Here is a 6,000-nt window from a genome sequence, read left to right on the forward strand (position 1 = left end):
CTACGGTCGAGATTCAAAGCTATTCTTCCACCGGAACCGCCTCCGGCAACAGGCTGTTCTTCAAAATATGGTGCATCGCCTGTTGCAAAAGGTTTTCCTGAATGACCCGGCCAGGGGCCAGGAACCGCCACTTGTCGTGCTTCCCGTAATACCGAACCTCGTCGATATTTTCGCACAAAAGGTTCGGACACCAAAAGAGGTCGAACGCGGGCAGGGCGAGCTTGTCGCACTCACCATGGCACTTGGTGCAATAGAGTTCGTGCCTTTGGACATCAATCAGGAAATTACAGGCGCGTGAGGACGTTGCGTTCATACTGCTCCTGAACGGCTTCGAAGTCTTGGGTTCCGTACATATCATAAGTGGTTTTGAAACTGGCATGGCGCATCAATCCTTGTGTGGTTTCGATGGAGCAACCAGCGTCCTTGCAAAGACGCGCAAACGTATGCCGCAAAAGGTGCGGGTGAATGTTTCCCGTTTTGCTTTTGGGGTTTGGGTTCTTGATCGCTGCACGTTTACCAACCTCGGTGACGATGCGGTTCACTTGGACAAGGGTGATATGGTCCATCCGCTTCTTGGCCGGGAAAACCCAACCAGAGTCGCGCCCGGTGAGAAAGAACTTGATGTCTTGGAGCAGGTCGGGCGGCATGGGGACGACGCCGGGGAGCCTGCCCTTGCCGACAAAGGAAATGCGGTTCCGGGTCCAGTCGATCTTCTCGGCCCGGATAGAGGCGACTTCTTCCCGACGCATACCGCAATGGGCCATCAGGCGGATTATGATGCGCTCACGCAGATTTTGACAGTTGAAAATTAGCGCCTTCACCTCAGTGGGTTTGAGCGTGTACGCCGATGTTCTCTGGGGAAGTGATGCCATTTTTCAGGCATAGCACAAATCGTGACATGAATGTAAACAAAAAAATAGCCCCAGCCTGGAAGACATCTCCAGGCGGGGGCTATTTTCACGAAGCGTTTACTATAAAAATCATCAATGTTACATTTTGGTTATAAATTCGATGGGAAGGTATTCGGGATGAACTGGAAAAGCACAATCCTGGCGTTTCGATGTAACGCTTTGCTCAAAGTGTTACATCGGGGGCTTTGAGCTTGATTTCGTGATGTTTGCAAAGGAACCGGTCAAGATAGCCCCGCGATGTCAGCGTATGTCAGCGGGTGCCGGGCAATTCGCCCATGACGAGAACCTTGATCGCCCGGTTGGTTTTCTGCGGACTCTCGTCGCGCCAGTAATCGGTGGTTTGGCTGTGGCTCGAATCCAAATTTTAGGCAATCCAATATTTAGCCATTGATGGAACATCACAAAAATGATAATTGTTCAAAATGATGATCACGCAGAAGTTCCGATTTACCGAATTCCGACACACTCTGCGGACAAGGTAAAATTTTACTACCCTATACTTCAGGCCACATGCCCTAAGTGCCAGCGTTTCGTAAAGGACACGCGCGATGAATCCTGTATTGAAAAAAGCCTATAACAACTGCAAGCCCGATGAATATCTGAAATGGAACGATGACCGGTATGTTTCGCTAAGCGCCATGGGACTTCGCGGAAGCGACGGCGATATCGTCGCGGAACTGGAAGACGCCATCGCCATCGCTGACGGGGAAGCGCACCTTCTGTTTTCGGGCTTTCGGGGCAGCGGAAAGACAACGGAGCTTTTAAGGCTTCAGCATCAACTTGAAAAAAATGGATATGTAGTGGTCTACGTTGATACCGATGAATACCTTAATCTGACTGTACCCGCAACGGTTTCTGATCTGTGGATTTCCATTGCAGCCGGATTCAGCCGTTTTCTTATGGATAAAAAATATATCGATAATACCCAAAGCTTTTGGAAAAGATTACAGTCTTTTCTGGAGCAGGAAATAAAAATTGAAAACTTCAAGTTCGGCGTATCCGGGGTGGCTGAACTGGAGTTAAGCCTAAAGCAGAATTCCGAGTTCAGGGATAAACTGAATAAGGCCCTGGAGGACAAGAGACCCCGGCTGGTGAAGGAATGCCGTGGGTTTCTGGATGAGTCAATCGGAGAAATCGCCAGGAAAAACCCCGCGACGCTGGGAACCGTTTTAATTCTGGACAGCTTTGAAAAACTGCAAGGGGACGCCAGGAATGAGGATGAGGTCAGGCAAAGTGTCGAAACAATGTTCATCCGCGACTGGAAACTTTTAAAAACCCCCTGCCACGCCATTTACACGGTGCCTTCGTGGCTTTCCTTCACCGAAACAGGTGCGGACTGCGACCTGGGAAGAACCTATTTGCTTCCCATGTGCAAGGTATCCGAAAGAGAGAAGAATGATGATGGTGGATACAAGATATCGCCCTACCAGGGCGGCATTGACGCAATGCTGGACCTGCTTGGGAAAAGGATGAACCTTGAACAAATTTTCGGAGGCCGCAAGCAGGTAGAGCCTTTGGTGATTCTGAGCGGAGGTTATCCGCGCGACCTGCTTCGCATGATCCGGGAAGTGATACTGCGCAATACAAAAACCGAGGCTTTGCCCATCTCGCCGGAAAAGCTCAGGTCAGACATTGACAGGGTTATAGAAATTTATACAGAATCTTATGAACTGGGCCTGGACGGCGCTGATTTGCCTCTTTTGTGCAAAGTCGCCATTAACCACAGCTTGAGCGGCTGGACCGGTAAAGACAAGTTACGACTTGCCAGGCTTTTTGACAGGCATTTCGTGCTTTCGTACCAGAATGGGGAAAAATGGCTGGACCTTCATCCCCTTCTCAGCAATACCTCGGTAATGAAGAATGCTCTTGAAGAGTGCAAGGCTGAAAAGGACAAGGCCAAAGAGGGCGAGCCTTGATGAGTACCGAAAGAGGGACCCCTGTATTCCTCGGAAAGGAAGGGGAGGAGCAATACTCTCTCCTTCGTGACGCATTGGAAGTGGGGGAGGGTTTCGAGCTTTTTTTTGTTTGCAGTTCTTCCCCGAACGTCCTCAAGGAAATTGACAACCGTCTGAAGTACAGCGACATTCCCGGAAACACCCACCTTGATTTTTTTTACGAAAATCCGGCAGACCTTTCCCGTCTTTTGGAAAAGCTTCTTCAGGTTCAAAGCCCGGCGGAAGGCAGGCATATTATAGCCGTAAGGTCGGAAGGCCGTGAAGACGAACTTCGGGCCGGCTGGACCAATGCCCTGATTTTATTGAATGAGCAGCGGAACAGGCTAATAAGGGCCTGTCCTTCGGCAATCCTTCTTATGGGGCCTCCGCTTGTTTTTCTTCTTGCCCAATCCGTAGCCCCCGATCTTTGGTCCGTTCGCTCATCGAAGTTTGTTTTTCCCGCAATTGCCGGTGATCAGACTCCATTTCTTTTCCAAAACATACGGTCAAGTGGCGGCTCCGACATCCTCCCCCATGAATTGAAGGATGGGGAATATTACGATGGCCTTGCTTCGGCCCTTGAAGCAAGCGGCAACAAGGCCGAGCGTATGAGCCGGGCCAGGCTGCTTCGGTCTGCGGCGGACGCCTGGGCCATGCGGGGAAGGCCCAGGGATGCTTTTGCGGCGCTGGACAAGGCTCTGGCCATCCATGAATTGCACGATAACCCGGAAGGAAAAGCAGGGATTTTAAATGATCAGGCGTGCATTTTGGCCACTATAGGCGAAATTGACCGGGCGAATGACCTTTGGAACCAAGCCTTGCTGCTTGCCGAAAAAGCGGGTGACGATAAGCTCAAGGCGGAAACTCTCAATAATATGGCCGGAGTCATAGCCCGACAGGGCGACGTTACCCGCGCCATGGAGCTTTGGGAGGAGGCTCTCAGAATTAACGAACAGCTGGGAGAGGTTCGGGGCAAGTCGGCGACACTTCACAATATGGCCGGAGTTTTTGCTCAGCAGGGGGATGTACCCCGCTCAATGAAGCTTTTGGAAGAGTCCCTTATATTAAAGGAGCAGATTGGAGACGTCCAAGGCAAAGCGGCGATCCAAGCAAACATGGCCTTGGTAATAGCGAAGCAGGGCGACTTAACCTTCGCAATGAAACTTTGGGAAGAATCATTGAAAATTGCTGATCAGATCGGCAATGTTAATGGAAAGGCAGCGGCCCTTTCCAATATAGCTGGACTCATTGCCCGACAGGGCGACGTTTCCCTCGCAATTAAACTTTGGGAGGATTCCTTTAAGTTATTTGATAAGATGGGTGATGTTTCCGGCAAGGCTGCAACCCTTCACAATATGGCACAAGTAATTGCACTCCAAGGAGATGTTGTCCATGCAATGAAGCTTTGGGAGGATTCTTTTAAGCTAAGGGAGCAGGTAGGCGACATTCATGGCAAGGCCGCTTCACTTCACGAACGGGCGAAATTCATTGCTCAGCAGGGCGATATCCCCCGTGCCATGAAACTATGGGAAGAGTCGCTAAAGCTATTTGACCAGATCGGCGATGTTTCCGGCAAGGCTACAACCTTAGCAAATATGGCAGGAGTGATAGTGGAGCAGGGTGATGTTTCCCGCGCAATGAAGCTTTGGGAGGAGTCGCTTGAGATAAACAATCGTCTTGGAGATGTTCGGGGCAAGGCAGCTACGCTTCACAATATGGCAGGGGCAATAATGAAACAGGGTGATGTTTCCCGTGCAATGAAGCTTTGGGGGGAGTCACTTGAGATAAACAATCGTCTTGGAGATGTTGAGGGCAAAGCGGCTACCCTTAATGATATGGCGGGAGTGATTTTTCAAAAGGGAGATATTTCCCGCGCAGTTGAGTATTGGGAGGAAGCCCTAAAGCTGCATGAGCAGATCGGTGATTTTTCCGGCAAGGCTGCAACCCTTCACAATATGGCCTGGGTCCAGGAGCGGCAAGGGAATCCTGCAAAGGCACGGGAACTATACCTGCAAGCAGCTGGGCTTTTGGGAAAGTCCAAGGCTTTTATGGCTATGGCCAAAGTTTTAGGGAATCTCGGTTCGATGGAAGGCGAGGATGCCCTCAAGTTCCTTGCTCAAGCACTGTGGCTGAACCTGCGGATTCCGCTTCCCCTTGAGGATGCGATAAACCTTGCCAGGGTCTTGGTAAAAAAAATCGGCCCTGCCTCCGAAACCGCGCTTTTAACGGCTGCTGCAGCCGTTTATTTAGTTAAAACCCGTGGAAATATGAATCCAAAGCTAAAGCGGCTTCATGAAGAAGCCTCTGATCTCTTGGGCCGTTGCGCCCAGGCTCGCGGCATAACTGCTGAAAAATACGTGGGCTGGGCAAGGGAAGCAAAAATTGATGATTCTTCATATATTATACCCGCGTTGAATGAAAAGCTTGAGGAGATAATAAAAGACTCCTGGCTTTTCGACCCTGCCGATGTTCCACCGCTTTGATTCGTTGATAGGAGATAAGGCCAAAGCGTCACCCGTTGCGATCCTCGCCTGACGCACTACGGCAGTCTGATCCCGGACTTTTTTTATCCAGTCAAGCTCCATCGTAAGCCTGCCGATCTCGCTGAAGAGCCGTTCCGGCTCCCGATGGGCCACCGCAGGCTTGGGGCCCGCCTGCCTTCAAAAAGAGTCCTGGCGTGTTCCTGAATCTCCTTTTTCCACAGACCGACCTGGACCGGATGAACTCCGTACTCCTGGCCGATCTCGTTGATCTTCTTTGCGCCCCGCAATGCCTCCAACCCCACCTTCGCCTTGAACTCCGGCATGTGGACCTTCCGCTTCTTTGCCGCACAGCTTAAACCACTGTCTGAATACCGTGTCCACTATACTTTTACGAAAGTGGATCTCGTGTTTTATTCCGATCATTTGTGTCTCCTTTTTCATAAAGCGTTTACTGGAAAAAAGGCCCATGTAACAGTTTGGATTAATTGTTACATTCTGGTTATAAAAGCGCGGGGAAGGTCTTCAGGATGAACTGGAAAAGCGTTGGCCTGCCCCCGTTGTTTGGACCACTTTAAATGTTAGAACCGGTATGACACACCATCCTTGTCGGGAGCCCCCGCCGGAGGCATCCCCGCCCGTCGCCCGCGATTTCATCCAAGCACGAGCAAGCCG

5 protein-coding genes are annotated in these 6,000 nt (G+C 50.8%); 2 read left to right on the forward strand and 3 right to left on the reverse strand.

Going from position 1 to position 6,000, the window contains the following annotated elements; translation table 11 throughout:
• Positions 1-19: 19 nt before the first annotated feature.
• Complete coding sequence (locus HZB23_15500) at positions 20-313, reverse strand: hypothetical protein (protein ID MBI5846062.1); 294 nt, start codon at positions 311-313, stop codon at positions 20-22.
• A complete protein-coding gene (locus HZB23_15505; protein ID MBI5846063.1) occupies positions 285-872 on the reverse strand; it encodes a site-specific integrase in 588 nt (195 codons plus the stop codon). Before HZB23_15505 ends, HZB23_15500 begins: the two co-directional genes overlap by 29 nt.
• A 587-nt stretch (positions 873-1,459) precedes the next feature.
• Here HZB23_15505 and HZB23_15510 point away from each other — a divergent pair.
• Both HZB23_15510 and HZB23_15515 read left to right on the forward strand, forming a co-directional pair.
• Positions 1,460-2,827, forward strand: coding sequence for an AAA family ATPase (locus tag HZB23_15510; GenBank protein MBI5846064.1), 1,368 nt, complete (start codon positions 1,460-1,462; stop codon positions 2,825-2,827).
• Positions 2,827-5,328, forward strand: coding sequence for a tetratricopeptide repeat protein (locus tag HZB23_15515; GenBank protein ID MBI5846065.1), 2,502 nt, complete (start codon positions 2,827-2,829; stop codon positions 5,326-5,328). Before HZB23_15510 ends, HZB23_15515 begins: the two co-directional genes overlap by 1 nt.
• Positions 5,329-5,411: 83 nt before the next feature.
• On the opposite strand, the gene HZB23_15520 is transcribed toward HZB23_15515, so the two are convergent.
• Positions 5,412-5,651 (reverse strand): hypothetical protein, encoded by a 240-nt coding sequence (locus HZB23_15520; protein ID MBI5846066.1) that lies wholly within the window; start codon positions 5,649-5,651, stop codon positions 5,412-5,414.
• Positions 5,652-6,000 lie beyond the last annotated feature (349 nt).

Source organism: Deltaproteobacteria bacterium (assembly GCA_016235345.1).
Taxonomy (GTDB): Bacteria; Desulfobacterota; Desulfobacteria; order Desulfobacterales; family Desulfatibacillaceae; genus JACRLG01.

What these genes read in the sequence shown, in the direction of transcription:
- HZB23_15500 (MBI5846062.1), bottom strand. Translation starts at nt 313, where the DNA reads ATGAACGCAACGTCCTCACGCGCCTGTAATTTCCTGATTGATGTCCAA.
- HZB23_15505 (MBI5846063.1), bottom strand. Translation starts at nt 872, where the DNA reads ATGGCATCACTTCCCCAGAGAACATCGGCGTACACGCTCAAACCCACT.
- HZB23_15510 (MBI5846064.1), top strand. Translation starts at nt 1,460, where the DNA reads ATGAATCCTGTATTGAAAAAAGCCTATAACAACTGCAAGCCCGATGAA.
- HZB23_15515 (MBI5846065.1), top strand. Translation starts at nt 2,827, where the DNA reads ATGAGTACCGAAAGAGGGACCCCTGTATTCCTCGGAAAGGAAGGGGAG.
- HZB23_15520 (MBI5846066.1), bottom strand. Translation starts at nt 5,651, where the DNA reads ATGCCGGAGTTCAAGGCGAAGGTGGGGTTGGAGGCATTGCGGGGCGCA.